At 60.5% G+C, this 26159-nt stretch carries 13 protein-coding genes; 11 read left to right on the top strand and 2 right to left on the bottom strand.

Going from position 1 to position 26159, the window contains the following annotated elements:
- Window positions 1-12 precede the first annotated feature (12 nt).
- Window positions 13-648: a GntR family transcriptional regulator gene (locus QA649_RS35385; protein WP_283021255.1), complete on the bottom strand. Its 636-nt coding sequence runs from the start codon at window positions 646-648 to the stop codon at window positions 13-15.
- A gap of 114 nt (window positions 649-762) precedes the next feature.
- Between QA649_RS35385 and bioB the strand changes: the two genes are divergently transcribed.
- From bioB to QA649_RS35345, 8 genes are all read left to right on the top strand, one after another.
- The gene (bioB, locus tag QA649_RS35380) at window positions 763-1758 is read left to right on the top strand and encodes a biotin synthase BioB (RefSeq protein ID WP_283021254.1); all 996 of its coding nucleotides are present in this window, start codon (window positions 763-765) and stop codon (window positions 1756-1758) included.
- A gap of 50 nt (window positions 1759-1808) precedes the next feature.
- Window positions 1809-2162 (top strand): aspartate 1-decarboxylase, encoded by a 354-nt coding sequence (panD, locus tag QA649_RS35375; RefSeq protein ID WP_100233477.1) that lies wholly within the window; start codon window positions 1809-1811, stop codon window positions 2160-2162.
- A gap of 77 nt (window positions 2163-2239) precedes the next feature.
- Window positions 2240-3397, top strand: a complete 1158-nt coding sequence (locus tag QA649_RS35370; protein ID WP_283021253.1) for an 8-amino-7-oxononanoate synthase — start codon at window positions 2240-2242, stop codon at window positions 3395-3397.
- Window positions 3390-4025 (top strand): dethiobiotin synthase, encoded by a 636-nt coding sequence (gene bioD, locus QA649_RS35365; RefSeq protein ID WP_283021252.1) that lies wholly within the window; start codon window positions 3390-3392, stop codon window positions 4023-4025. Before QA649_RS35370 ends, bioD begins: the two co-directional genes overlap by 8 nt.
- Entirely contained in the window at window positions 4022-5287 is a 1266-nt protein-coding gene (locus QA649_RS35360) for an adenosylmethionine--8-amino-7-oxononanoate transaminase (RefSeq protein WP_283021251.1), read from the top strand. The genes bioD and QA649_RS35360 overlap by 4 nt, the downstream gene beginning before the upstream one ends.
- A 1278-nt stretch (window positions 5288-6565) precedes the next feature.
- The gene (panB, locus tag QA649_RS35355; RefSeq protein WP_157329405.1) at window positions 6566-7444 is read left to right on the top strand and encodes a 3-methyl-2-oxobutanoate hydroxymethyltransferase; all 879 of its coding nucleotides are present in this window, start codon (window positions 6566-6568) and stop codon (window positions 7442-7444) included.
- A 3-nt stretch (window positions 7445-7447) separates the two neighbouring features.
- Window positions 7448-8299, top strand: a complete 852-nt coding sequence (panC, locus tag QA649_RS35350; protein WP_283021250.1) for a pantoate--beta-alanine ligase — start codon at window positions 7448-7450, stop codon at window positions 8297-8299.
- A 1568-nt stretch (window positions 8300-9867) separates the two neighbouring features.
- Window positions 9868-10068, top strand: coding sequence for a hypothetical protein (locus QA649_RS35345; protein ID WP_283021249.1), 201 nt, complete (start codon window positions 9868-9870; stop codon window positions 10066-10068).
- A 315-nt stretch (window positions 10069-10383) separates the two neighbouring features.
- On the opposite strand, the gene QA649_RS35340 is transcribed toward QA649_RS35345, so the two are convergent.
- A complete protein-coding gene (locus tag QA649_RS35340; RefSeq protein ID WP_100233486.1) occupies window positions 10384-10587 on the bottom strand; it encodes a hypothetical protein in 204 nt (67 codons plus the stop codon).
- 415 nt (window positions 10588-11002) lie between these two features.
- Here QA649_RS35340 and QA649_RS35335 point away from each other — a divergent pair, with 415 nt between their 5' ends.
- The 3 genes from QA649_RS35335 (at window position 11003) to QA649_RS35325 (ending at window position 26083) form a co-directional block, all read left to right on the top strand.
- A complete protein-coding gene (locus tag QA649_RS35335; protein ID WP_100233487.1) occupies window positions 11003-11212 on the top strand; it encodes a hypothetical protein in 210 nt (69 codons plus the stop codon).
- A gap of 808 nt (window positions 11213-12020) precedes the next feature.
- Window positions 12021-12407: an ectoine synthase gene (locus tag QA649_RS35330; RefSeq protein WP_100233488.1), complete on the top strand. Its 387-nt coding sequence runs from the start codon at window positions 12021-12023 to the stop codon at window positions 12405-12407.
- An 833-nt stretch (window positions 12408-13240) separates the two neighbouring features.
- Window positions 13241-26083, top strand: coding sequence for a non-ribosomal peptide synthetase (locus QA649_RS35325; protein WP_283021248.1), 12843 nt, complete (start codon window positions 13241-13243; stop codon window positions 26081-26083).
- The last annotated feature ends 76 nt before the right edge of the window (window positions 26084-26159 follow it).

The raw sequence follows: 26159 nt of genomic DNA, 5'->3' as shown, positions 1-26159 counted from the left end.
TGCCAGATTTGCTTAGGACGCCGGAAGGGTAAGGCGCTCAATGGTTTGAATGTGCCGCGTAAGTAGGTTACAGGCTTGATCGATGTTGCGCGTTCGCAAGGCCTGCAGAATCAGGCGGTGATCTTGATTGGAGCGCGGTCGCCAGCCCACCGTTCGCGCCATCGCGAACACCAATCGAGAATTGGCAAGCTGCAGCCCATCGAGGCTCGCGAGCAGACGCGGCATTCCACACGGCGCGACCAAGGCTTGGTGAAAGGCGCGGTTGGCCGTCTCAAACTCCTCGATCGTCTTTGCATTGTCTCCTTCGATCAAGGCGAGCTCGATCCGAGCCAAATGAGCTGTCGTGAGCCTTGGCGCCGAATGGCGCAATGCCACCACTTCGAGCGCGGCGCGCATTTCGGCGATCTCCTTCACTGAACGGGTATCGAGCGGGGCAACCCGAACACCGCGACGCGGCACAGCGACAACAAGATGTTGTGCCTGCAACTCCCGAAAGGCCTCGCGCACGGGGACGTGGCTGGAATTGAATTCTCGTGCAACGTGATCCTGACGGAGTGGCGCGCCTGGCTCTAAGGCGCCGCTGATAATGCGCTCAGCGATTGAGTCCGCGATGCGCGCCACCGTCGTAACGTTGTCAGCAGTGATCATAGATTATCTACCGCAATAACCGGTGCATTTGCAAGGCAGCTCGATTAGCATCTCTTCGAGAGCAATGACTATAGATAATTCACGCGATTATCTACAATTGGACGGGGTTGGGTTATGGATGCTGCGGCGCAAGTCCAGCGGAAGGAAGCAAGCAACGGGGCGCAGGTTCGTAACAATTGGAACGTCGAAGAGGCTAAGGCGCTCTACGACCTTCCTTTTGCCGACCTGATGCTTCAGGCGCAGCGCGCTCATCGCAAGAACTTCGATCCAAACCACGTCGAAACCGCGAGCCTGCTCAGCATCAAGACCGGCGGCTGTCCGGAAGACTGCGGATACTGCTCGCAAAGCGCGTATTACGAGACCGGCCTGAAAGCCACCCGTCTGATGCGTTGCCCAGATGTGATTGCGATTGCGCAGCGCGCGAAGGATGCCGGCGCCACGCGCTTCTGCATGGCCGCGGCCTGGCGCACGCCAAAAGATCGCGATCTTGATTCCGTCTGCGACATGGTCAACGCGGTCAAAGGACTCGGCATGGAAACGTGCGTCACGCTGGGCATGCTGACGCCGAAGCAGGCCGCGCGCCTCGCCGAGGCCGGCCTTGACTTCTACAATCACAACGTCGACACATCGCCCGAGTTTTACAGCAAGATCATCACCACCCGCAGCCTGCAGGACCGCATCGATACACTGGCGCATGTGCGCGATGCCGGCATTAAGATCTGCTGCGGCGGGATTATCGGGATGGGCGAGCGCGTCGAGGACCGCCTAGGTATGCTCGTGCTGCTCGCCAACCTTCCCAGCCATCCCGAAAGTGTGCCGATCAACTTGTGGAACAAGATCGAGGGCGTGCCGGTGGAAGACACCGCGGAGCCTCCCGATCCGATCGCGCTGGTCCGGCTGCTGGCGACCGCGCGGATCATGATGCCGAGGAGTGTGGTTCGCTTGTCCGCCGGGCGGCAATACATGACCGATGAATTGCAGGCGCTTTGCTTCTTGGCCGGCGCAAATTCAATATTCATCGGCGATGTGCTCTTGACCACCAAAAACCCGAAAGTTGATCGCGATGCGCATCTCCTGGCCCGGCTCGGCATCACGTCCGGGCTCGCCTGACGAAAGCAGTGCGCGCAAATATGTTGCCCTACATCCAGCCTAGGTGAGAAATGCAGATAACTTTGATGAAGGGCAAAATCCATCGCGCCTCAGTGACCGAAGCTGACCTGCACTATGAAGGCTCGATCTCGATAGATCGTGCGCTCCTGGAGGCAGCGGGAATGGTGATCAACGAGCGCGTCGAAATCTACAATGTCGAAACAGGAGCGCGCTTTGCCACCTACGTGATCGAGGCGCCGCCGAGGTCTGGCACGATAAGCCTGAACGGTGCGGCCGCACGGCTGGCGATGCCCGGAGACAAGATCATTATCGTTGCATATGCCTCATTCGACGAGGCCGAAGCAAAGATATTCAAGCCACGCATTGTGCGTGTGGACGGAGACAATCGCATCCTGGCAAGTTGAACCTAACGGGCCATCCTTCCTTCTTAAACGGCCAACGCATTTTCTGCGTACTTTGATGCGATCGGTGGGAGTGGTGAATGCGGTCAATCCAAACAGCTAGACTTAGTCCCTACGTCGCAGCGTTGAATGGCTTGAACGAAGATAAACGGCTGCGCTGCCTCAAGCCGCGCGTGGGGATCGATTTCGCATCCAACGACTATCTCGCACTCGGGAGCGACCCGCGCATCAAAAAGGCGGTGGTCGCCGCGCTCGAGGCGGGCACTCCGGTTGGAGCCGGCGGGTCGCGGCTGCTGCGCGGCAATTGCGAGGAGCATGAACGGCTCGAAACGGAAGCGGCTCAGTTCTTTGGCGCGGAGGCCGCCCTTTTCTTTGGAGGCGGCTATATCGCAAATTTTGCCCTCCTGACAACGCTGCCGCAGCGCGGCGATCTGCTGGTTCTCGATTCGCTCGTGCACGCTAGTATTCACGAGGGGGCGCGGGCCGGCCGCGCAGAGTGTCGAATTCACGCGCACAATGATCCCCAGTCGGTCGAAGACGCAATTCGCGACTGGCGAACCAAAGGTGGGGCGGGCCGCGTCTGGATTGTGGCGGAAAGTCTCTACAGTATGGATGGCGACTTCGCTCCACTCGAAGAGCTGGTGGCAATCGCCGATCGCCAAGACGCGTTTCTGATCGTGGATGAGGCTCATGCCACAGGCGCTTACGGGCATCAGGGACGAGGGCTCACGGCCCCTTATGACATGCGTGAAAATCTGATCGTCGTTCATACCTGCGGCAAAGCGCTCGGTGCGGCGGGTGCACTTGTTACGGCCTCCGGCATCTTGCGCGATTTCATGGTCAACCGCTGCCGTCCGTTTATTTTTGCCACCGCTCCATCACCATTGATGGCGGTTGCCGTTCGAGAGGCACTCCTCGTCCTGCAGAAAGAGCCGGAGCGGCAGCGACGGCTGGCCAAACTCGTCGCGTTTGCGCATCGGCAGATCACCTCGCTCGGTTTGCGCACACCATCGACCTCTCAGATCGTGCCGTACATCGTAGGTGATAATGCTCATGCAATGCGACTTGCCACTGCTCTGCAGGCGCGCGGCTTCGATATCCGCGGAATTCGGCCGCCAACCGTCCCTGCAGGCACTGCCCGCTTGCGAATTTCGTTGACACTCAATGTCGGGGAAGCGGACGTGCGCGCAATGCTCGATGCGCTGGTTGAGGTGACGAGGGCTCATTTTAATGAATAAGCGGATCGTCGTGACTGGTACGGACACCGGGGTCGGCAAAACGGTATTTTCCGCAGGGCTCGCCGGCCTTCTCGGCGCGAATTACTGGAAGCCGGTCCAGGCTGGACTCGAACAAGAGACCGACTCCGAGTGCGTCCGCCGCCTCGGCGGCCTCTCGTCCGATCGCATTGTCACCGAGCTCTATCGACTTCGGACGCCTGCGTCGCCCCATTACTCTGCGGAGAGCGACGGCATTCGCGTAGATACAGAGACGCTTCGACTGCCGGACAGCGGCGAACGGCAACTCGTAATCGAGGGCGCCGGCGGACTCATGGTGCCGCTGACAGCGCGCACTCTTTACATCGACATTTTCGAGCGCTGGCAGCTTCCCGTCGTGCTTTGCGCAAGGACGGGACTGGGCACAATCAATCACTCCCTGCTCTCCATAGAGGCTCTGCGGAAGCGTCAGATTCGAATCCTTGGAGTTGCGTTCATTGGCGAAAGAAACGCCGAAACTGAAAGCGCGATTTGCGAGATGGGGAGAGTGCGTTGGTTGGGACGGCTCCCGTGGCTTGTTCCCCTCACGGACGAAAGGCTGCAGGCCGCTTTCAAAGACTCCTTTGTTAGCAGTGATTTCCTGAACCTATGAAGATAGCCAAGAGGTCGCCGATCTGGCACCCGTTCACGCAACATGCTCTACAGCGGGACATGACGAAGCTGCTGCGGGGGGAGGGGGCTTATCTCTACACCGAAGATGGCCGACGCCTTATCGATGCAATCTCTTCCTGGTGGGTCGTGACCCACGGCCATTGCCATCCATGCATCGTGAACGCGGTTCGGGAACAGGCAGGCAAGCTCGATCAGGTCATCTTCGCCGGATACACTCACGATCCGGCTGAGCAAGTTGCGACGGAACTATTGAAGGTCACCTCGCCGGCGCTGGAGCATGTGTTCTTCTCCGATAGCGGGTCGACCAGCGTCGAAGTCGCGCTGAAAATGGCGCTCGGCTACTGGCACAACACCGGAAGACAGCGAACCCAAATTGTGGTGATGCAGCACTCGTACCATGGCGACACGATCGGGGCGATGTCGGTAGGTAGCCGTGGCGTCTTCAATGCGGCCTACGGGGCGCTGATGTTCGAGGTGACCTCGATTCCGTTCCCGGCAAGAGGTCGTGAGCAAATAACGCTCGATGCGCTTGAAAACGCGTGCCGAAACGAACATCCCGCAGCCTTTATCGTGGAGCCCCTGATATTGGGCGCCGGTGGAATGCTGATGTATTCTCCCTCGGTGCTAAGAGAGATGAAGCGGATCTGCGAAGCCTTCGACGTCCTGTTCATTGCGGACGAGGTCATGACCGGGTGGGGCCGGACGGGTACCTTGTTTGCGTGCGAGCAGGCCGGTGTCACGCCCGATATTGCCTGCTATTCGAAAGGCCTCACGGCTGGGGCGCTGCCGCTCGCCGTCACACTCTGTCGTGCCGATATTTTTGATGCGCATTATTCTCAAGATCGCACGCGTACGTTTTTTCATTCGAGCTCATATACAGCCAATCCAGTGGCTTGTGCCGCCGCCAAGGCAAATCTGGAGCTGTGGCAGGACGAGGAATATCGCCGGCGGCTGGCATCCTTGGCCAGCATGCAAGAACAGGCACTCGCGCCATTCCGCACCGATTCACGGTTCGCAAACGTCCGACGCACAGGAACAGTCACAGCGCTTGAACTCAACACGAGCGATGCTGGCTATCTGGCGGACATCGGGCTGAAGCTTTTGGCTTTCTTCCAAGCGCGGAATCTGCTGTTACGCCCACTCGGTAACACGATCTATGTGATGCCGCCTTACTGCGTTACGGCCGCCGACCTTGATGAGATCTATGCTGCAATACGTGACGCTGCTGACTTGCTGATGTGAGCTGCATCAGAGTGTTTTAATCGTCTGCAGTGAGAGGATCATGCAAGACAAAATGCCCGTATTGCTGCCGCTTGATAGTGCAACGAGGATGCAGCACACTCGGCTCGCAGGCTGATCGTGCTTTAAGCACTTGCTTTAAGCGCTCCCGATCCGGCTGCCGCAGCAATCCTGCGGGCTAGCCAAGAAAAGCGCAGCATTTGACCGAAATGTCGAGCGAATTGCGTTAATCACGATTAGAGAAATCCATTATTTTGAGCAAATTCTCAGCGAGGCTTTCTGCGGAAAGTAATGCTTCGCGAGGCAGTCGCACATCAGTCACTTGATGGCTGCAAGCACCAGGAAGACAGGCCGCCGGAAGACCGCACCGTTGGTGCGGGCGTGGTGCCGTGGTCAGAGGGCAGCAGGGCTTCCAAATTAAATGTCTGACAGGAGGCGAGAATGCACATTGGCTTCCGTAATTCCCTCGACCATTCAGCCACATGCTGTGCGGTATGCGGCGGAAAATTTGGGCTGATCCGCCATTACTGCTGGCGGACCGCCCTTTGCTCCAAGAAATGCGTCAACCGCTTCAAGGCTCGGCGGGAGGCCGATCAGAAATGGCTTCGATGGCGGAGAGCGGCTTAGGAATGGACTGAGTTGTGACGGTACGGCCCTGGTCGAGAATTCGAGTGGGCCCTCTAAAGCGCGTGGAAATCAAGTGACAGAAACATCGGCAAAAATAATCGACTTCAGGGCTTACAGGGCCGGCAGGCTGGCTCGGTCTGAGCGCCTTCGCGACGACGTCTACTCGACCGCGGCTCTCGATGCGCTCGCAGCCGCCTGTCACCTTTGGACGTTCCTGGCCTGCCATCCGTTCGCCTTGCTCGGCGCGCCAGCGCCGAAGCAGGAGCCTCACGAGTACCGCTAGGGGCAGGCACGGAGGTGTGCCCTAAAGACGGAGTCCCCACTGCGCGCATCTCCAGCTCGGTCCGGTCGAGCCGTCACCGTTTGAAGAGACTGCAATCAGCCCAGAAACGCGTGCAGATGGTGGCTCGTCACGAGCGCCGCTCCTCGATCGAGGCTTCGGCCGGCATAGTCGCGGAAACCGTAGGGGAAGACGAGCCATGGGGTGGTGAAATCGCGATGAGAAAGATCTTGGCTCATGGTTGCGCGGCCATTGGACTGTTTTTGCGATGTTCTCCAGTTCTAGAGAACTGGGATCTCCATTCTCATTGCCATTGACAGGTTTCTCCCGCGTTCTCTAGGAAGTGCCGACGGTGTGTGGGGAGCGGGTCCAATATGAGCCACAATTCAGAGCAGCCTCTAGAGCGTGTCACGATTCCGGCATTGCAGCAGTGGAAAGATAAAGGCCGGCGTGTCGTGATGACCACCGCCTACGATGCGGTTGCGGCGCGCATCGCGGATCCCATTGTCGACATCATCCTGGTCGGCGATAGTGTTGGAAACGTCTGCCTGGGATTCGACAACACGCTGCCCGTCAGCGTGGCCATGATGAATCATCACCTGGAGGCCGTTGCGCGCACGAGGCCTCATGCCCTGCTTGTGGCCGACATGCCCTTTCTAAGCTTTCATGTCGGTTCTGAAGATACGATTCGCAATGCCGGAGGTTTCCTGCAGCGTGGCGCCGATGCTGTGAAACTCGAGGGGGGCGCCAAACGCATCGAGATGGTACGCGCCTTGGTCGATTGCGAAATTCCTGTGATGGGACATCTCGGTCTGACCCCACAAAGCGTCAACGTCATGGGTGGATTCAAGGTGCAGGGACGGACAACGGACACCGCCTTGCGGCTGCTCGATGACGCGCACCGTCTGCAGGAAGCCGGCTGCTTCGCGCTGGTCCTGGAGGGCATTCCTGCCGAGCTCGCGGCGCGAGCGACCGAATTTCTCACGATACCTACCATCGGGATCGGAGCAGGACCCGATTGCTCGGGCCAAGTGCTCGTGTTTCATGATGTCTTGGGGCTGACCGAAGGCCATCGCCCCAAATTCGTTCGTACCTATGCAAATGGATTCCAGCTGTTCCAGGAGGCGCTGTCGCGCTGGGCTGCCGATATCCGCAAAGGTGCATTCCCAGGCTCAGAGGAGTGCTATCGGCTTCCTGATCAGCTTCGGCATGCCGTCGCCAACTGGGCGCCCTCCAATTCAACCACAAGGTAAGATATGCAAGTAATTACGAAGGTCGCTGAGCTGCGTCGCGCCCTTGCAGATGTTCGCAATGCCGATAAGCGCATCGGATTCGTTCCGACGATGGGGTACCTGCACGACGGCCACCTGGCCCTGATCTCGGCTAGCCGGGGACACTGTGACGTGACTGTCGTCAGCATCTTCGTCAACCCTACTCAGTTCGGCCCAAATGAGGATCTCAGCAAGTACCCTCGCGACTTCGCGCGCGATGAAGCGTTGTGCCGCAGTGCCGGGGTCTCCATCATCTTCGCACCCAGTGCAGAGGAGATCTATCCGGCTCAGTTTGAGAGCTTTGTCGAGCCGGGCGAACTCGCAAAACCGCTCTGCGGAGCCTTCAGACCTGGGCATTTTCGTGGTGTAGCGACTGTCGTCTGCAAGCTATTCAACATGGTGCAGCCGGACGTCGCGTACTTTGGACAGAAGGATTTTCAGCAATGCGCTGTGATACGCCGCATGACGGTTGATCTGAATCTTCCGATCGAGATTGTCACTGTGCCAACCGTTCGGGAGCCAGATGGGCTGGCAATGAGCAGTCGCAACCGTTATCTCAGCCCGGAAGAACGTGGTCGCAGCATTGCGATCAGCCGTGGCTTGTTCGCCGCAGCACAAGAGTTTGCCTCAGGGGAGCGCGACGCGGGAACGCTGATTGCGCTTGCAACAAAGCATTTGGAATTGGTCGATCGACTGCAGTACCTTGAGCTTGTCGACACTGGGACTCTAAGGGCTGCCGAGAGCCCTCTGCGCTTTCCGGCGGCGCTCTGTGTCGCAGCGTACGTCGGCTCGACTCGGTTGATCGACAATGTAGTCCTGTCCTTGTCGACATCGTAGCCAGATCCGCAAGTGATTGCGCTCAGAAGCAGTCGAACCGGATAGGTTGGCCCTGAATCCTCGACATCCCGGAAGAGCTCTCGAAGGCGATCCGGAACTGCCCTTTGCATGCTGAACAACTGCTCATGCTCGAGCTCATGATGCCCGGTTGGAGATTGGCTCTGCCGCTGACGGGGTGGAGCGAGGCGGGGCCGCTCCCACCCTGCCGAGAGCAGCCAAGCGCGAGTTCGCTTTCCGTATTATGACTTCGGCGGCTCGCTCAGACCCTCCGGGACATTCCGGCTGCTTTGGGCACTCTGTACGACGTGGCGCAAAACAATTTCAGAAAGTCGTACAACCAGCTGTTTGAGGTGCGCAATCTCCTGCTTGCAGCGCTCCAGCTCGTGCTGTTCGTCTGTCATCACAGATGTTGTGCGACGATGGCTGCTGCCGAGATGATTCATATAGCTCCCCTTCGATTCGACAAACACAGCAGATAATCTGAACAGCCCAGCCTCTTCTCTTCCCCGAACGAGGCGCCTCGGCGTCAGATCGGAGCATTTCACACGCAGCCCGTGGTGAGCTGGTTAATAGCTCGCTCCCAAAGGGCTTGCGCCCAGCGCGCAGATGCGACGGCACTTTCGGCGACGTCATCTCGCTCGTCGCTCATGCTCGGTTGCAGCAATGGCCCCCAACAATGTGGCCGCGGAGTATGCCGCCCTGCGGCTACATGTGATTGGTCTGGGCGGAGACTGTAACAAAATGGCAATATCGATTAATGCAACGAGCCGCGCTCTCGCGCTCAAATCCTGCATTGCGCCGGCACCCCCCGATGAATTTTCACGCGAGTTCGCGTGTCCGTGCTGGGGTCCTTCAGCTGCACCAGGCTTCTGTGTCAAAAACGCAAGTCGCTATCGAGATCATCCACCTGCAAGCGGGCATTGCCGGAGGTTCGCTCAAAGTCGTGTGCTGCCAATACGTGCGATTATAGATCAATAACCACGCGCCCACGACCATGAAATTACTTCGCGATTGCGCAGACGACCTCGTTAAGCTGCATAAAGCCGAAGTTCCCTCGAGAGAGGCCAGGGCAGCTTCACGGCAAGAATTGATCGCGATGTCCCGGAGCAGGGCAGTGGCAAGCTACTTAACTCCATCGGGGCAGGTATGCCGAAGCATTGGTTGGACACAGCAGGCGCGATAAACGGCAAATCCTCTAGCCGCAATTGATCCTGATGAGGATCGGCAACGAACTAGCACCGTCCGAGCATTGGCCTACCGCATCGGCCCAGTCAGTCCGGCGCGCAATAGATGGCGGAAGGCCGTACACAGAGCATGATCGCGGGGTCACATTGACCTCTGAGCTCTAGCAAGCTTGTCTGTTAAGCCGAGACGGCCAACGAGAAAACAAAAGCATTCCGATCAAGCGAGCTGCCGCAATGGATCAGCGATCGCAGAGGTGCTGGACATTGCACTGCGCTGGAAATCGGCTGACCGGCAGTCGCGGAGACTCATACGATCTGATGTACTTGAGTTGCGGTCCTGTAAAGTCCCATTATCTTCCTCGATGGTATGAGGGAGATCTCCCAATGCTGGACGGTGCCACGACCGCGCTTCTGCGCGCGATCCTGGATGAGGTTTGCGAGAGCGTCTCACCGTATGACGCGGGCGTCCGCGCCTACGTTGCCTCCAAAATCCTGGAGGCCGCCACCAGAGGTGAGACGCGCCCCGATCTGCTTAAACAGATCGGTCAGGAAGCTCTTTCCAGAGCACCAACGATGTGGCGATAGATCTAGGACATGGCTTGTCCTTGAGGTGAATTTCCAAGCCACAGTGCTGAAGATGCTGGCCTGCTATCCAGGTTCGCGCGCGCCGTCGCGTCGCCTGCGGCATAGCGATCTGGCCAGCTCGCAGATGTGTATCGTGGTCGCAAATCGATGGAAGCCTAACGTCACCCAAGACGCGTCGTTATCCGATGTGAATCGGTTGACGCGTTGCTCGCTGCGAGGGCGTCGCGCTAATAACCTTCGTCCGGAAACGAGGGCGAACTCAGTGTTCGGCGCCGAAGCGCAGTCAACTCACGCGAGCCGGTGCGCCGTTGTTGCTTACTCCTGTGGGAGCGCCGCAAGCGCCCTTTCGATCACTGTGATGTCTTGACTGACCTGAGCGATCGCTGGCTTCGGATCAACTCCAGTAACGCAGTTCAACTGCTGCAGTAGCTCCCGCCGATGCACCAGAAGGTTCTCCAGCGCGCTGCGGTTGTTTAGTTTCACATAGCCGTCGACAATCAATCCAATCGAAAGAGACATTGAAACTCTCAAACAAAGCTGTCCTCAACTTAGATGCGTATAGCACATCGACAAACGATGTTCAGCTCGTCGGGAGAGAATACTGGCGGGCGATCTTGTCAGCGACAGGCGTCCGGCGCCGCGGGTGTGACCGACTATTCCTTGCGCCTTACAAGCGTCCAGCTCTGTTTGAGGGACTAATCGTGCAGAAAGACGGCGTATGGCGAGCAAAAAACGCTGTGGATCGTCGCCATGGAAAGGCTAGGCTAGGCTAGGCTAGGCTAGGCTAGGCGAACGAATGATATCACGAACTGCCATGGTCCTTATCCGCCTGCCGAACGGCTTCCGAGGTGCGATGACAGGCGGCGCGTTGATCGACGACATGCTCGCCTGAATATCTCTTCGTAGAGATTGCGACGACTCAGGAGCGTCCAGGATGCTCGATGAATATTTGGCCCGCATTCGTGCTCACCGCAACAACATCCACCGCTATCGTCGCCTGCTGAAGTCGAACCTGTCGGACGTCGAACGTCAGTTCATCGAAGAACGCCTCACCGAAGAGCGGACCGCGCTGGAGTCTCTTTCGGACGAGACCTTCCCGCTCGCGTTTAGCCTTCGGAAGGCGGCGGACATCCCGGCGAGCTAGGCGCGGAGCCGCGAACGACGCGCATTTGGGACTACGCGAGTTCTCGCCGGCGGCATTATCATGAGTTCGCGACCTGGCAAATAATCGATGATATCCGCCCGCTGTTGGCCTAGTCCCGAAGACCTGATCTGCTGACCTGCACGTGAGTTCATTCGGCTCGCGTATCAGGTGCTCAATCTATGTCGGCATTAGCCCATAGCGGATAAAAAGCAGCACTGTTCGATCGGTCCTCGCTCGCGGACCTGTTTGTATTCGGCCATATCCTCGGCAGTTTGTTAGATTGGCTACACTCCCAGCCAAATCGTTCTCAGTCGCTAGCCAGCTGAGACAGCCACAACTTCATCTTTTCATCGGTCTGCGACCACGGCATGAGATTTGCTCTACTAGCTGAGACGCTGCGGAACCATATTCGCGGCGAGAGGCACAGCAAGGAAGGAAACGACTTGCCAAATCTGCGACTGGAGACAGTTTATGCCGCCGGCAATATCTCCAGCAGCATTCTGGGGAATATAATGGTGAGCGGCGGCGCCACGCGAAAGGTGGAACATAAAGTTGGTGCGCGCCGAGGCTCGCCTGCGAAATACCCTCGCGCCGATATTTTCACTAATCGCCGTCGGGCAAATGGCAGGCCTTTTGCGTGTAGCCGATCCCATAGGCCTACTGCACAGGCTCTCGGCGACCGACGGTTGGTTGTTTCGACGGAGATCGCAGTTCGGCCGAGCGACAGGGAAGTCGCAGTTCCCTGGCAGAACAACGGTCTCCAGCTTTTGGATCAATCACGTCAACCTGCACCGGGCAATCCAACACTATGATTGTGCGCAGCCTGTACGACGTCGAAGCAACCGATCACTTCGTCGATTGGGGCAATGGTACCAGCCACCGCCTTCTGACGGATAAGGACGGCATGGGTTTTAGTATCTGCCACACCGTGGTGCGCGCTAACACCGTTTCTCTTCTGCAATACCGGAATCATCTCGAGGCCTGCTACTGCATCGGCGGAGAGGGCGAGGTCGAGGACATGGACGGGAATGTCTTTCCCATTCGCAAGGGTGACATGTATGTGCTTGACAAGCATGACAAGCATTTCCTGCGCGGGGGACGAAACAACGACATGATCCTCGTTAGCATCTTCAACCCGCCCCTCACCGGAACCGAGCGCCACAAGCTCGACGACCCGGCAGGTTCCACATATTGAGGGATGCGAAGAAACGCCAATTCCAACATGACTGCCGTTAATTGCGAGAAACATTTACTCGAGCGATCCAGCACTGCCTCGTATCGCACGCGCGGACCTTAGAAAAAGTGTTTGTCCCGGTTGTACTAAAGGCGCACGCGATGCGCTTCGGCTGAGCTGACAAATTACTTTGGTATTCCGGGTCCCTTTTTCCTTGTCGGGAAGACCGGGCGGGCGAAGGCTTGTGCCGATTGATAGCGCGCTCAGCTGTACGATGTCTGGCGACGCTGTTGGATAGCTGACATAGCACCGCTGTGGCTATCGCATTGATTGCACCCGATTTCACCTTTGGCACGATACATGCGTAATCCTCTAAAGAGTGCCATAGAGGAGAAGTCGGTCGATGCGAACGCTTACCAGAACTCTGACGCGGTCGAGTGGCAGCTGCGATACCGCCCGCATCATTTTCGGTGATGCGGAAGGTTGGCAGGAAAATTGAGTGATCTGCTTCGGCGGGTCTCGCCACATCAATGCAGACCAGCCTAAGCCCCAAAACAGATTCGAACGTGTGAGCGATTTGCGTGAATCAAGGAAGTCGCCTTCCGAACTTGAGCGATGAACAGGTGCACAGCATATCTGCCGCACATGAACTCCTGGCGCGAGGGGAGGAGTTTTGGCGACGGCGGCTCGAACAGTTTAGAAGATTGCATCCTCCTTTCGTGTCATCGTCCGTGGCTGCGGCGCCTTCTCGATGGCAGTCGAGTTCGTGGTGTAGCCCAAGCGCTTTGGCTAAATTGTCCCCACAAGATCGGTCGGAATATCTGGTAACGGCTTGGCTGATCTATCTCGCTCGGATGACGGGGGAAACCGAATTTCAACTGGGATGGAAGCCTGCATGGGATGGATTGCAAACTGGCTGTAAACTCGTCGAGGCGTTAATCGCCTCCGTCGTGCCGATGGATGTTTGCATTGAGCTTGCTCTCGATTTTGAAGAAGTGCGCAAAACCGTAGCGGCGGAAGTCGCGCAGCTGAGGACGCACGCTAGCTATACTCGGGATCTTATCGCGCGCTGCCCGACATTGCGAAGTGTAGAGGCGCTGCGGGCACGCCAGCCTTGGCCGATCGGCATTGCAATCACGAAAGAGAGCTGTTCCGCCGCCGACGAGCTGTCGACGAGCCACAAGGCTGGCCAAGCCTTATGCGGCGATTTGCTGACCTTTGAGGTTCGCGCTCTGGATGGGAGCTTCCGCTGGCATTTTGATGCCGCTCGATTAGCGCCCAAGCAGATCGACCGCATGACGCAGCATTTGCAAGCTTTGTTACGCGGCGTGATGGACGATGCGGGGCAGCCTGTCGGCCGAATCGGCATTCTGCCGACTGACGAGCGCGCGTATCTACTGGAGGAGTTGAATCGGACGGCGGCGCCTTGTTCGTATGAGCGATGTATCCATGAGCTGTTCGAGGCGCAGGTGCAAAAGGCGCCGGAAGCGGTGGCGGTGGTCCATGAGAAGGAGAGACTGAGCTATGGCGAACTCAATGCGCGTGCCAACGGGCTGGCGCATCATCTGATCGAGCTTGGGGTCAAGCCGGACCAGCCGGTGGCGATCTGCCTGGAACGCAGCCTAGCGATGGTGGTTGGTGTTTTGGCGATCATGAAGGCTGGCGGCGCCTATCTGCCGCTAGATCCGGCTTATCCGTCAGCGCGGCTGCGGCAGATCGTCGACGACGCAAAACCGAAACTGCTGCTTTGTGATGTCGCCGGTCGAACCGCATTGGGCGCCGAAGCCGTGGCCGATGTGACGGTGGTCGATCTGGAGACGGCGATCCCGCCTTGGGCCGACCGGCCGGCTTCGAACCCGGACCCGGGCACGCTTGGCCTCACCTCGCGCCATCTTGCCTATGTCATCTATACGTCCGGCTCAACTGGAATCCCCAAGGGCGTTGAAATGTCCCATGGCGCGCTTATGAATTCGCTTGCGGGGATTAGCACGTCAAAACTGCGCACACTTCAATTCGCGACCCTGAACTTCGATGTGTCCTGTCAGGAATTGTTCATTTGTTGGAAGGACGGCGGAGCGCTTGTGCTCCTGCGGGAAGAGACCCGGAGGCGATTCTCCGACCTATTGGAATTTGTAGAGCGGGAGGCGATCGAGCGGCTTTTCCTCCCGTTCGTGGCATTGAATCATTTTGCGGAAGTCTGGAGCACCCAGCGCGTGCAACTGCCCTCTTTAAAAGAGCTCTATACAGCCGGCGAGCGATTGCAGGCCACTCCACTGCTTAGGGAGTTCTTCGAAGCACACCCGAACGCGAGATTGATCAATCAATATGGCTCCACGGAAATCAGCGTCATTTCTGAGCACCACCTTGGAGCTGATCCGTCATGTTGGCCCCAGATGCCTCACGTCGGGCGTCCAATCGCCAACACGCGGGTGTACCTGCTGGATGGCCATGGCGCGCCCGTGCCGTTCGGCGCGGTGGGCGAGCTTTACATTGGCGGGGCGGGGGTGGCACGGGGCTACCTGAACCGCCCTGAACTGACAGAGGAGCGGTTCATCGCCAGTCCCTTTGTCGAGGGCGATCGGCTGTACCGGACCGGCGACCTTGCACGTTATCTGCCGGACGGCAATCTTGAGTTCCTGGGCCGCAACGACGATCAGGTGAAGATCCGCGGCTATCGCATCGAGCCGGGCGAGATCGTCGCGCGGCTTTGCGAGCACGCCTGGGTGCGCGAGGCGGTGGTGGTGGCGCGCCAGAACGGCGCCGGCGACAAGCATCTGATCGCCTATGTAGTCTGCGCGCCCGAGACCGGCTCGGACGAGGGCGATGGAGGCGGGCTTGCGGGCGCCTTGCGGGCGCACTTAAGTGCGCGGCTGCCGGATTACATGGTGCCGAGTGCGTTCGTGCGGCTGGCGGCGCTTCCGCTGACGGTGAACGGCAAGCTCGATCGGAACGCGCTGCCGGCGCCGGCCGATCAGGCCTATGCGCTGGCGGCCTACCAGGCGCCGCAAGGTGCGGTCGAGACGGCGCTGGCGCGGATCTGGGCCGAACTCCTGGGTGTCGAGCGCATCGGGCGCAACGACCACTTCTTCGAACTGGGCGGCCACTCGCTCTTGGCCGTGCAGATGTCGAGCCGGCTGTCACAGGCTGTCGGGGTCGAACTGCCGCTGTCGACGCTGTTCGCAAGGCCAGTGCTGACTGATCTGGCGGCAAGCATCGTCGAGCTGTTGAGCCGCTCCGGTCCGCAAGAGCTGCCGTCGATTGCGACCGTGTCGCGTCATGAGCCGCTTGTACTGTCGTTTGCCCAGCAGCGGCTATGGTTTTTGGCGCAGCTGAACGAAGGCAGCACGAACTATCACATTCCGCTGGCCTTGCGACTGCGCGGGATGCTCGACCACAGCGCCTGGCAGCGCAGCCTTGACCGTCTGTTTGCGCGTCATGAGGCGCTGCGCAGTGTCTTTGTCGCGACCCAGGGCAAGCCCCGGGTTGAGGTTCTGCCGCCGGATGCGGGTCTGCCGATAGTTGAGCACGATCTGCGGGAGAGATCGGATGCGGAAGCGGCACTTTTGGATCTGTGCCATGAAGAGGGCCACACGCCATTCGATCTTGCGCGCGGTCCGCTGATCCGCGGGCGTCTGGTGCGGATGTCGGATAAGGAACACGTCTTTCTGCTCACCCAGCATCACATCGTCTCGGACGGCTGGTCGATGGGCGTGCTGCTGCGCGAACTTAGCCAGCTCTACCGGGCATTCGAGGCTGGGCAGGACGATCCTCTGCCGCCGCTTGCGATCCAGTATCCGGATTATGCCGCCTGGCAACGCCAATGGCTGTCGGGAGATCGGCTGCAGAAGCAGGCGCAGTATTGGCGCAGCGCCCTGGCAGGCGCGACCCGTCTTGTCTTGCCGACGGACCATGCGCGGCCTGCCCAGCAATCGTTTGCCGCGGCGACGGTCCCGATCATCATCGATGCGGATTTGACGCGGGAGCTGAAGCGGCTGAGCCTGCAGCATGGCACGACGTTGTTCATGACGGTGCTGGCGGCCTGGGCGGCGGTGCTGTCGTGTCTGTCGGGGCAGGACGATCTTGTGATTGGCGTGCCGAGCGCCAATCGGGGGCATCGCGAGATCGAAGAGCTGATCGGGTTCTTCGTCAACACCCTTGCGCTTCGGATGGACCTGTCCGGCAAGCCGCGCGTGTCGGAGCTTCTGGAGCGGACGCGGTGCACGGTGCTGGCTGCGCAGGAGCATCAGGACCTGCCGTTCGAGCAGGTGGTGGAGATCGTGCAGCCGCCTCGGGCTCTTGATCACACGCCATTGTTCCAGGTGATGCTGGCCTGGGAAAACAATGCGGTTGGGTCATTGGACCTGCCGGGGCTGAGCGTGAAAGCTGCCGGGGAGGTGCTTGATCAGGTCGAGTTCGATCTGGAGCTGAGCCTTGGCGAGCATGGCGAGGAGATCGCCGGAACGCTGGGGTATGCCACGGCGCTGTTTGATCAGGCGACGATCGAGCGGCAGCGTGGTTATCTGCTGGCGCTGCTGCGGGCGATGGCTGCCGATGCGCAGCAAGAGGTCCACCGGATTGAGCTGCTGTCGACTGCCGAGCGCACGTATCTGCTGGACGAGCTGAACCGGACGGCGGCGCCGTACCCTGCGGAGCGGTGCATCCACGAGCTGTTCGAGGCGCAGGTGCACAAGGCGCCGGATGCGGTGGCGGTGGTCTGCGATGATGAGCGGCTGAGCTATGGCGAGCTCAATGCGAAGGCCAACCGTCTGGCGCATCACCTGATCGCCCTCGGGGTCAGGCCGGAGGATCGCGTTGCCACCGTGCTGGACCGCTCCGCAGCTCTTGTGGTGGCGCAGCTGGCGATTCTGAAGGCCGGCGGCGTGTATGTACCGATTGATCGCGCCCTTCCGGTGGCGCGACAAGAATTGTTGATGGCCGATTGTGCTGCCCGCTTGGTGCTTTGCGCTGATGATCTGGTTGAGGCGAGGATACCCGTCCGTGCTATTGAGCCGCTCATAGCTCGAATGGGATGTAGTTCCGATCCTGGGCTGGCGTTGAGCGCTGAAACTGCCGCTTACGTCATGTACACCTCCGGCTCAACTGGCCTTCCCAAAGGAGTTGTTGTTCCTCATCGTGCCGTCAACCGGCTCGTGATCAACAGTGGATATGTGAAGATCGATGCAGGAGATCGGGTGGCATGGGCCGGCAATCCCGCATTCGACGCAAGCACATTCGAAGTATGGGCACCGCTGCTTAACGGTGGTTGCATTGTTGCCATGCATACCGCCACCGTCAGGGATACTCCCAGTTTTGCGCGAGCGCTTGAACAGCACCGGGTGACGTCACTGTTTCTGACAACAGCATTGTTCAACCAATATACATCATCGATTGCTCCGACGTTGGCGCAACTGAAGCACCTCCTCTGTGGGGGTGAGCGCGGTGATCTTGCCTCATTTCTGAGATTGTTGAAAGAAAAGGGCCCCGTACGTCTCATTCACTGCTACGGGCCCACCGAGACGACGACCTTCGCGACGATCTGGACTTGCCCGGCTGATTTCAATGGGTCGTTGGTCCCGATCGGGCGTCCAATCGCCAACACGCGGGTGTACCTGCTGGATGGCCATGGCGCGCCCGTGCCGTTCGGCGCGGTGGGCGAGCTTTACATTGGCGGGGCGGGGGTGGCACGGGGCTACCTGAACCGCCCTGAACTGACAGAGGAGCGGTTCATCGCCAGTCCCTTTGTCGAGGGCGATCGGCTGTACCGGACCGGCGACCTTGCACGTTATCTGCCGGACGGCAATCTTGAGTTCCTGGGCCGCAACGACGATCAGGTGAAGATCCGCGGCTATCGCATCGAGCCGGGCGAGATCGTCGCGCGGCTTTGCGAGCACGCCTGGGTGCGCGAGGCGGTGGTGGTGGCGCGCCAGAACGGCGCCGGCGACAAGCATCTGATCGCCTATGTAGTCTGCGCGCCCGAGACCGGCTCGGACGAGGGCGATGGAGGCGGGCTTGCGGGCGCCTTGCGGGCGCACTTAAGTGCGCGGCTGCCGGATTACATGGTGCCGAGTGCGTTCGTGCGGCTGGCGGCGCTTCCGCTGACGGTGAACGGCAAGCTCGATCGGAACGCGCTGCCGGCGCCGGCCGATCAGGCCTATGCGCTGGCGGCCTACCAGGCGCCGCAAGGTGCGGTCGAGACGGCGCTGGCGCGGATCTGGGCCGAACTCCTGGGTGTCGAGCGCATCGGGCGCAACGACCACTTCTTCGAACTGGGCGGCCACTCGCTCTTGGCCGTGCAGATGTCGAGCCGGCTGTCACAGGCTGTCGGGGTCGAACTGCCGCTGTCGACGCTGTTCGCAAGGCCAGTGCTGACTGATCTGGCGGCAAGCATCGTCGAGCTGTTGAGCCGCTCCGGTCCGCAAGAGCTGCCGTCGATTGCGACCGTGTCGCGTCATGAGCCGCTTGTGCTGTCGTTTGCCCAGCAGCGGCTATGGTTTTTGGCGCAGCTGAACGAAGGCAGCACGAACTATCACATTCCGCTGGCCTTGCGACTGCGCGGGATGCTCGACCACAGCGCCTGGCAGCGCAGCCTTGACCGTCTGTTTGCGCGTCATGAGGCGCTGCGCAGTGTCTTTGTCGCGACCCAGGGCAAGCCCCGGGTTGAGGTTCTGCCGCCGGATGCGGGTCTGCCGATAGTTGAGCACGATCTGCGGGAGAGATCGGATGCGGAAGCGGCACTTTTGGATCTGTGCCATGAAGAGGGCCACACGCCATTCGATCTTGCGCGCGGTCCGCTGATCCGCGGGCGTCTGGTGCGGATGTCGGATAAGGAACACGTCTTTCTGCTCACCCAGCATCACATCGTCTCGGACGGCTGGTCGATGGGCGTGCTGCTGCGCGAACTTAGCCAGCTCTACCGGGCATTCGAGGCTGGGCAGGACGATCCTCTGCCGCCGCTTGCGATCCAGTATCCGGATTATGCCGCCTGGCAACGCCAATGGCTGTCGGGAGATCGGCTGCAGAAGCAGGCGCAGTATTGGCGCAGCGTCCTGGCAGGCACAGCCCGTCTTGTCTTGCCGACGGACCATGCACGGCCTGCCCAGCAATCGTTTGCCGCGGCGACTGTCCCGATCATCATCGATGCGGATTTGACGCGGGAGCTGAAGCGGCTGAGCCTGCAGCATGGCACGACGTTGTTCATGACGGTGCTGGCGGCCTGGGCGGCGGTGCTGTCGCGTCTGTCGGGGCAGGACGATCTTGTGATTGGCGTGCCGAGCGCCAATCGGGGGCACCGCGAGATCGAAGAGCTGATCGGGTTCTTCGTCAACACCCTTGCGCTTCGGATGGACCTGTCCGGCAAGCCGCGCGTGTCGGAGCTTCTGGAGCGGACGCGGTGCACGGTGCTGGCTGCGCAGGAGCATCAGGACCTGCCGTTCGAGCAGGTGGTGGAGATCGTGCAGCCGCCTCGGGCTCTTGATCACACGCCATTGTTCCAGGTGATGCTGGCCTGGGAGAACAATGCGGTTGGATCATTGGACCTGCCGGGGCTGAGCGTGGAAGCTGCCGGGGAGGAGCTTGATCAGGTCAAGTTCGATCTGGAGCTGAGCCTTGGCGAGCATGGCGAGGAGATCGCCGGAACGCTGGGGTATGCCACGGCGCTGTTTGATCAGGCGACGATCGAGCGGCAGCGTGGTTATCTGCTGGCGCTGCTGCGGGCGATGGCTGCCGATGCGCAGCAAGAGGTCCACCGGATCGAGCTGCTCTCGACTGCCGAGCGCACGCATCTGCTGGACGAGCTGAACCGGACGGCGGCGCCGTACCCTGCGGAGCGGTGCATCCACGAGCTGTTCGAGGCGCAGGTGCACAAGGCGCCGGATGCAGTGGCGTTGGTCTGCGATGATGAGCGGCTGAGCTATGGCGAGCTCAATGCCCGGGCCAACCGCCTGGCGCATCACCTGATCGCCCTCGGGGTCAGGCCGGACCAGCCGGTTGCGATCTGCGTCGAGCGCAGTCCGATGATGGTGGTGGCGCTTTTGGCAATCTTGAAGGCCGGCGGGGCGTATATGCCGCTGGACCCGGCCTATCCGTCGGCGCGGCTGCATCAGGTACTCGACGATGCGGCGCCGCGGCTGCTGCTGGCCGATGTGGCCGGCCGTGCCGCCTTCGGCGCGGATGTGCCGGGAAATGTGAGCGTGGTGAAGCTCGATGCTGCGGCGCCGGCCTGGGCCAGCCTTCCGGAAGCGGACCCTGACCCGCGCGCGCTCAGCCTGAGCTCCCGCAATCTCGCCTATGTGATCTACACCTCGGGATCCACGGGCACGCCAAAAGGGGCACAGAACGAGCATCGGGCTATCGTTAATCGCCTGATCTGGATGCAGAACGCCTATGGTCTGAAGGCAACAGACGTCGTGTTGCAGAAGACGCCATTTAGCTTCGATGTCTCGGCTTGGGAGTTCTTTTGGACTTTGCTTGAAGGGGCAACGCTGGTCGTGGCGCCGCCCGGTGCGCACAGAGAACCCGATGCATTGGTCGACTTGATCGTCAGCCAGCGCATCACGACAGTTCACTTCGTCCCATCCATGCTGGTCAGCTTTTTGGATGCGAAGAGTGTTGACCGCTGCACATCGCTGCGGCGGGTTTTATGCAGCGGCGAGGCGCTCCCTGCCGCCAGTGTGCATAGGGTTCGGCGCGTATTGCCCTGGACGGCCCTGCACAATCTCTACGGTCCGACTGAGGCCGCGATCGACGTTACATCCTGGAGCTGCCCGGCTGGATTTGATGAGGCTATCGTCCCGATTGGCCGCCCTATTGCCAACACGCGGGTCTACTTGCTGGATGGTCATGGCGGGCTGGTGCCGTTCGGTGCGGTGGGCGAGCTCTGCATTGGCGGGGCGGGGGTGGCGCGGGGCTACTTGAATCGCCCTGAGCTGACAGCGGAGCGGTTCATCCCCAGCCCCTTTGTCGAGGGCGACCGGCTGTACCGGACCGGCGACCTTGCACGTTATCTGCCGGACGGCAATATTGAGTTCCTGGGCCGCAACGACGATCAGGTGAAGATCCGCGGCTTCCGAATCGAACCGGGCGAGATCGTCGCGCGGCTTTGCGGCCGCGCCTGCGTGCGCGAGGCGGTGGTGGTCGCGCGCGAGGATGGTCGCGGCGAGCAGCGCCTCGTTGCGTATGTCGTTGCCGCCGAAGCTGAGGAATCTGATCTTGCCGGCGATTTGCGGGCGCATGTGAGTGCGGGGCTGCCGGACCACATGGTGCCGAGTGCGTTCGTGCGGCTGGCGGCGCTTCCGCTGACGCTGAACGGGAAGCTCGATCGAAACGCGCTGCCCGCCCCGGGCGACGAAGCTTATGCGCGCCGGACCTACGCGCCGCCACAGGGCGAGATGGAGACGGTGCTGGCGCAGATTTGGGCCGAGCTGCTGGGGCTGGAGCGGGTCGGACGGAACGACAACTTCTTCGAACTGGGAGGGCACTCGCTCTTGGCGGTGCAGATGATCGAGCGTCTACGGCGGCGGTCACTGCGCATCGAGGTGCGCACCTTGTTCGTCAACCCGGTGCTGGCGGATCTGGCTGCAAGTCTGGGCCGCCATCACGAGGTGGCGGTCCCAGCCAACCTGATCACCGAGCGGAGTGCGGCGATCACGCCGCAGATGTTGCCACTGATCGAGCTGGCGCAGGACGAGATTGACCGGATCATCGCCACGATACCCGGCGGGGTTTGCAACATCCAGGACATCTACGGCCTGTCGCCGCTGCAGGACGGCATCCTGTTCCATCATTTGCTAGCGGCAAAGGGCGATCCATACCTACTGGTGTCGCAGATGGCGTTTGCCGAGCGTGGGCTGCTCGATCGCTATCTTGCCGCGGTCCAGCGGGTGGTGGATCGGCATGACATCCTGCGTACCTCGTTTGTCTGGGAGGGATTGTCGCGGCCGGCCCAGGTGGTTTGGCGGCAGGCGCAACTGGAGGTGATCGAGGTCCAGCTGGATGGCGCTCATGGCACTGGAGCCGAGCAGCTCAGGCAGCAGTTTGACCCACGTCGGCACCGCATCGAGCTTGGCCGGGCGCCACTGCTGCGGTTTGTGATAGCGCGCGAGCCCCGCAGCCCGCGCTGGCTGCTGCTGGAGCTGCAGCATCATCTGATCGGAGATCACACGACGCGGGACGTGATGCATGCTGAGGTCCGGGCCGAGCTGGAGGGGCGCCAGCATGAGCTGACCGCGCCGCAGCCATTCCGCAATCTGGTGGCGCAGGCGCATCTGCGCCGTGATGCCAAGGCCGATGAAGCGTTCTTCCGGGAGCTGCTGGCCGACATCGACGAGCCGACCACGCCCTTCGACTTGAGCGAGGTGCGTGGCGACGGCGGCGGGGTTCGAGAGGCGCATCGGATGCTGCCGTCAGCGCTCCATGCGAGGCTGCGCGAACAGGCGCGGCGGCTGGGCGTGAGTCTGGCGAGCCTCTGCCATCTGGCGTGGGGACAGGTGGTGGCGCGCAGCAGCGGCCGCGAGCAGGTGGTGTTCGGCACGGTGCTGTTAGGCCGGCTGCAGGGCAGCGCTGGCGCCGACCGCGCCGTGGGGCTGTTCATCAACACCCTTCCGCTGCGGCTTGATCTCGATGACACCGCCGTCGAGGCGAGCGTGCGGATGACGCACGCCCGGCTGGCCGACCTGCTGGCACATGAGCATGCCTCGCTGGCGCTCGCACAGCGCTGCAGCGCTGTTGCGGCGTCGGCACCGCTGTTCAGCACACTGTTGAACTACCGTCACAACACGGCGCCGGCTGTGCCCGGCTCCGGGACGGATGATGTGTTGTCGGGCATGGAATGGCTGGGTGGGGAGGAACGCACCAACTATCCCCTGACTCTGTCGGTGGAGGATTTTGGCGAGGCGCTGGGCCTCACTGTGCAGGTGGCGGAACCGATCTCGGCGGATCGGATCTGCGGCTACATGCAGCGGGTGCTCGAGCAGCTGGCAAAGTCGCTGGAGCATGCCCCGGATACGCCGGTACGCGAGCTGGACATCTTGCCGGCTGAGGAGCGCACCTATCTGCTGGAGGATCTGAACCGGACGGCGGAGGCCTATCCATCGAACCGGTGCGTCCATGAGCTGTTCGAGGCGCAGGTGCAAAAGGCGCCGGAGGCGGTGGCGCTGGTCTGCGAAAACGAGCGGCTGAGCTATGGCGAGCTCAATGCGAAGGCCAACCGCCTGGCGCACCACCTGATCGCGCTCGGGGTCAAGCCGGACCAGCCGGTTGCGATCTGCCTCGAACGCAGTCCGGCGATGGTGGTTGGTGTCTTGGCGATCCTCAAGGCTGGCGGTGCCTATCTGCCGCTGGACCCAGCCTATCCCAGCCAGCGGCTGCATCAGGTTGTCGACGATGCCGCGCCGCGGCTGCTGCTTTGCGACGTCGTCGGTCGCGCAGCACTCGGCCCTGAGGTGCTGACCGATGTGACGGTTATCGATGTGGAGACGGCCACGCCCGCCTGGGCCGACCGGGCGGCTTCAAACCCTGACCCGCGCACGCTTGGCCTCACATCGGGCCATCTCGCTTATGTGATCTACACCTCAGGCTCAACCGGAACCCCAAAGGGGGTCATGGTCCAGCATCAGGGCTTGGTCAATCTGCTGTCGGCTCAGGTCGGCCTCTTTGGCGCTTCTTCCAACAGCCGCGTCGTGCAGTTTGCCTCCATTGCTTTTGATGCAAGCGCTTGGGAGCTTGTCATGGCGTTTGGCTCCGGAGCCGCTCTGCACTTGCCTGCGGAAGAGATCCGTCAAGCGAGTAGCAAGCTATCGGATTATCTGCAAAGCGAATCCATCACCCACGCGACATTACCCCCAGCGTTGCTTCAGACAAGCAAGGATCCGGAAGGTTTGGCTGTGCAAGTTCTCATTCTTGCTGGAGAGCTGCCGAAGCCAGAACTCATGCGAAGTCTGGCCCCAGCATCAATTGCCAATGCTTACGGCCCGACCGAGGCAACAGTCTGTGCGACGATCTGGACTTGCCCGGCTGATTTCAATGGGTCGTTGGTCCCGATCGGGCGTCCAATCGCCAACACGCGGGTGTACTTGCTTGATGGCCATGGCGCGCCCGTGCCGTTCGGCGCGGTGGGCGAGCTTTACATTGGCGGGGCGGGGGTGGCACGGGGCTACCTGAACCGCCCTGAACTGACAGAGGAGCGGTTCATCGCCAGTCCCTTTGTCGAGGGCGATCGGCTGTACCGGACCGGCGACCTTGCACGTTATCTGCCGGACGGCAATCTTGAGTTCCTGGGCCGCAACGACGATCAGGTGAAGATCCGCGGCTATCGCATCGAGCCGGGCGAGATCGTCGCGCGGCTTTGCGAGCACGCCTGGGTGCGCGAGGCGGTGGTGGTGGCGCGCCAGAACGGCGCCGGCGACAAGCATCTGATCGCCTATGTAGTCTGCGCGCCCGAGACCGGCTCGGACGAGGGCGATGGAGGCGGGCTTGCGGGCGCCTTGCGGGCGCACTTAAGTGCGCGGCTGCCGGATTACATGGTGCCGAGTGCGTTCGTGCGGCTGGCGGCGCTTCCGCTGACGCTGAACGGCAAGCTCGATCGGAACGCGCTGCCGGCGCCGGCCGATCAGGCCTATGCGCTGGCGGCCTACCAGGCGCCGCAAGGTGCGGTCGAGACGGCACTGGCGCGGATCTGGGCCGAGCTCCTGGGTGTCGAGCGCATCGGGCGCAACGACCACTTCTTCGAACTGGGCGGCCACTCGCTCTTGGCCGTGCAGATGCTCAGTCGCGCATTAAAGCTTGGCCTGAGTTTTAGCGCCACCGACCTCTTCCGAGCCCCAGTTCTGAAGGAGCTTGCATCGAAGATTCGTTTGCAGGTGCAGCCCAGTAACACGGCGGTGATTCCCGTTCGACCGACCGGCTCGCAGCCACCTCTGTTCTTTGTCCCGACAGGTTTTGGGGATTGTTCGTATGTCCTCGGTTTGGCAGCGGAAATGGATGCAGACTGCTCGGTCTACGCTCTGCCATGGCCTCCTTTCGATGACGTTCGTCCACCGACTATTGAGGCAATAGCCGCAGAGGTGATTCTTGCAATTAAACAGATCCAGCCACGTGGCCCATACCGCTTTGCTGGATACTCATCAGGTGCAATCCTGGCTTATGCAATTGCCGAGCAGTTACTGAGTGTTGATGAAGTTGTATCATTCATGGCGTTCATCGATGTTAGTCTAGCTGCGGCTTCTTCAAAGGGATCACTGAAGAATTTGGCACGAGAATTTGTCTTGGATCGTTGTGGAATCTTGCGCGATGAGTATCACGAGGTTTTGGAACGCGACACCGAACAATGTTCCATCTCTGAGTTGTTTGAAAAGGCGCAGCAAACAGGAGCGTTAGCTCCAGATCACGATCTTCACAGTGACGTTTCGATGTACCAAAGGGCCGCGACATTTCACCGCGCGCTACAATCGTATCGCGTTCCGCCGCTCGCGATTGAAATACATCAGTTCTATGCGAGTGAGCCTCGCATCAGTCGTTGGGTACCACCTGACAAACAACCCAGTAGCGGCTTGCCAAACCAAGGGTGGGACCGGGTCGTGAATGCTGGGTCTCTTCGTGCCGTACCGGTTCCAGGCAACCACGTGACAATGGTGAGCAATCCAGAAAACCGCCGAGTTCTGGCTCGAGCCATTTCAACAGCCTTGATCGGCACTGTTGAATAGACTGAGAGAACTTTCTCCGAAAGCTGAGGGTTCGAAGGTTCGTCTCGAGCTCCGGCGCTGCCCGAGTCGACAGCTT

This window comes from Bradyrhizobium sp. CB1717 (assembly GCF_029714325.1).
Taxonomy (GTDB): Bacteria; Pseudomonadota; Alphaproteobacteria; order Rhizobiales; family Xanthobacteraceae; genus Bradyrhizobium.
Note: the sequence above shows the minus strand (reverse complement) of the source record. Positions and strands in the feature narration are given on the sequence as shown.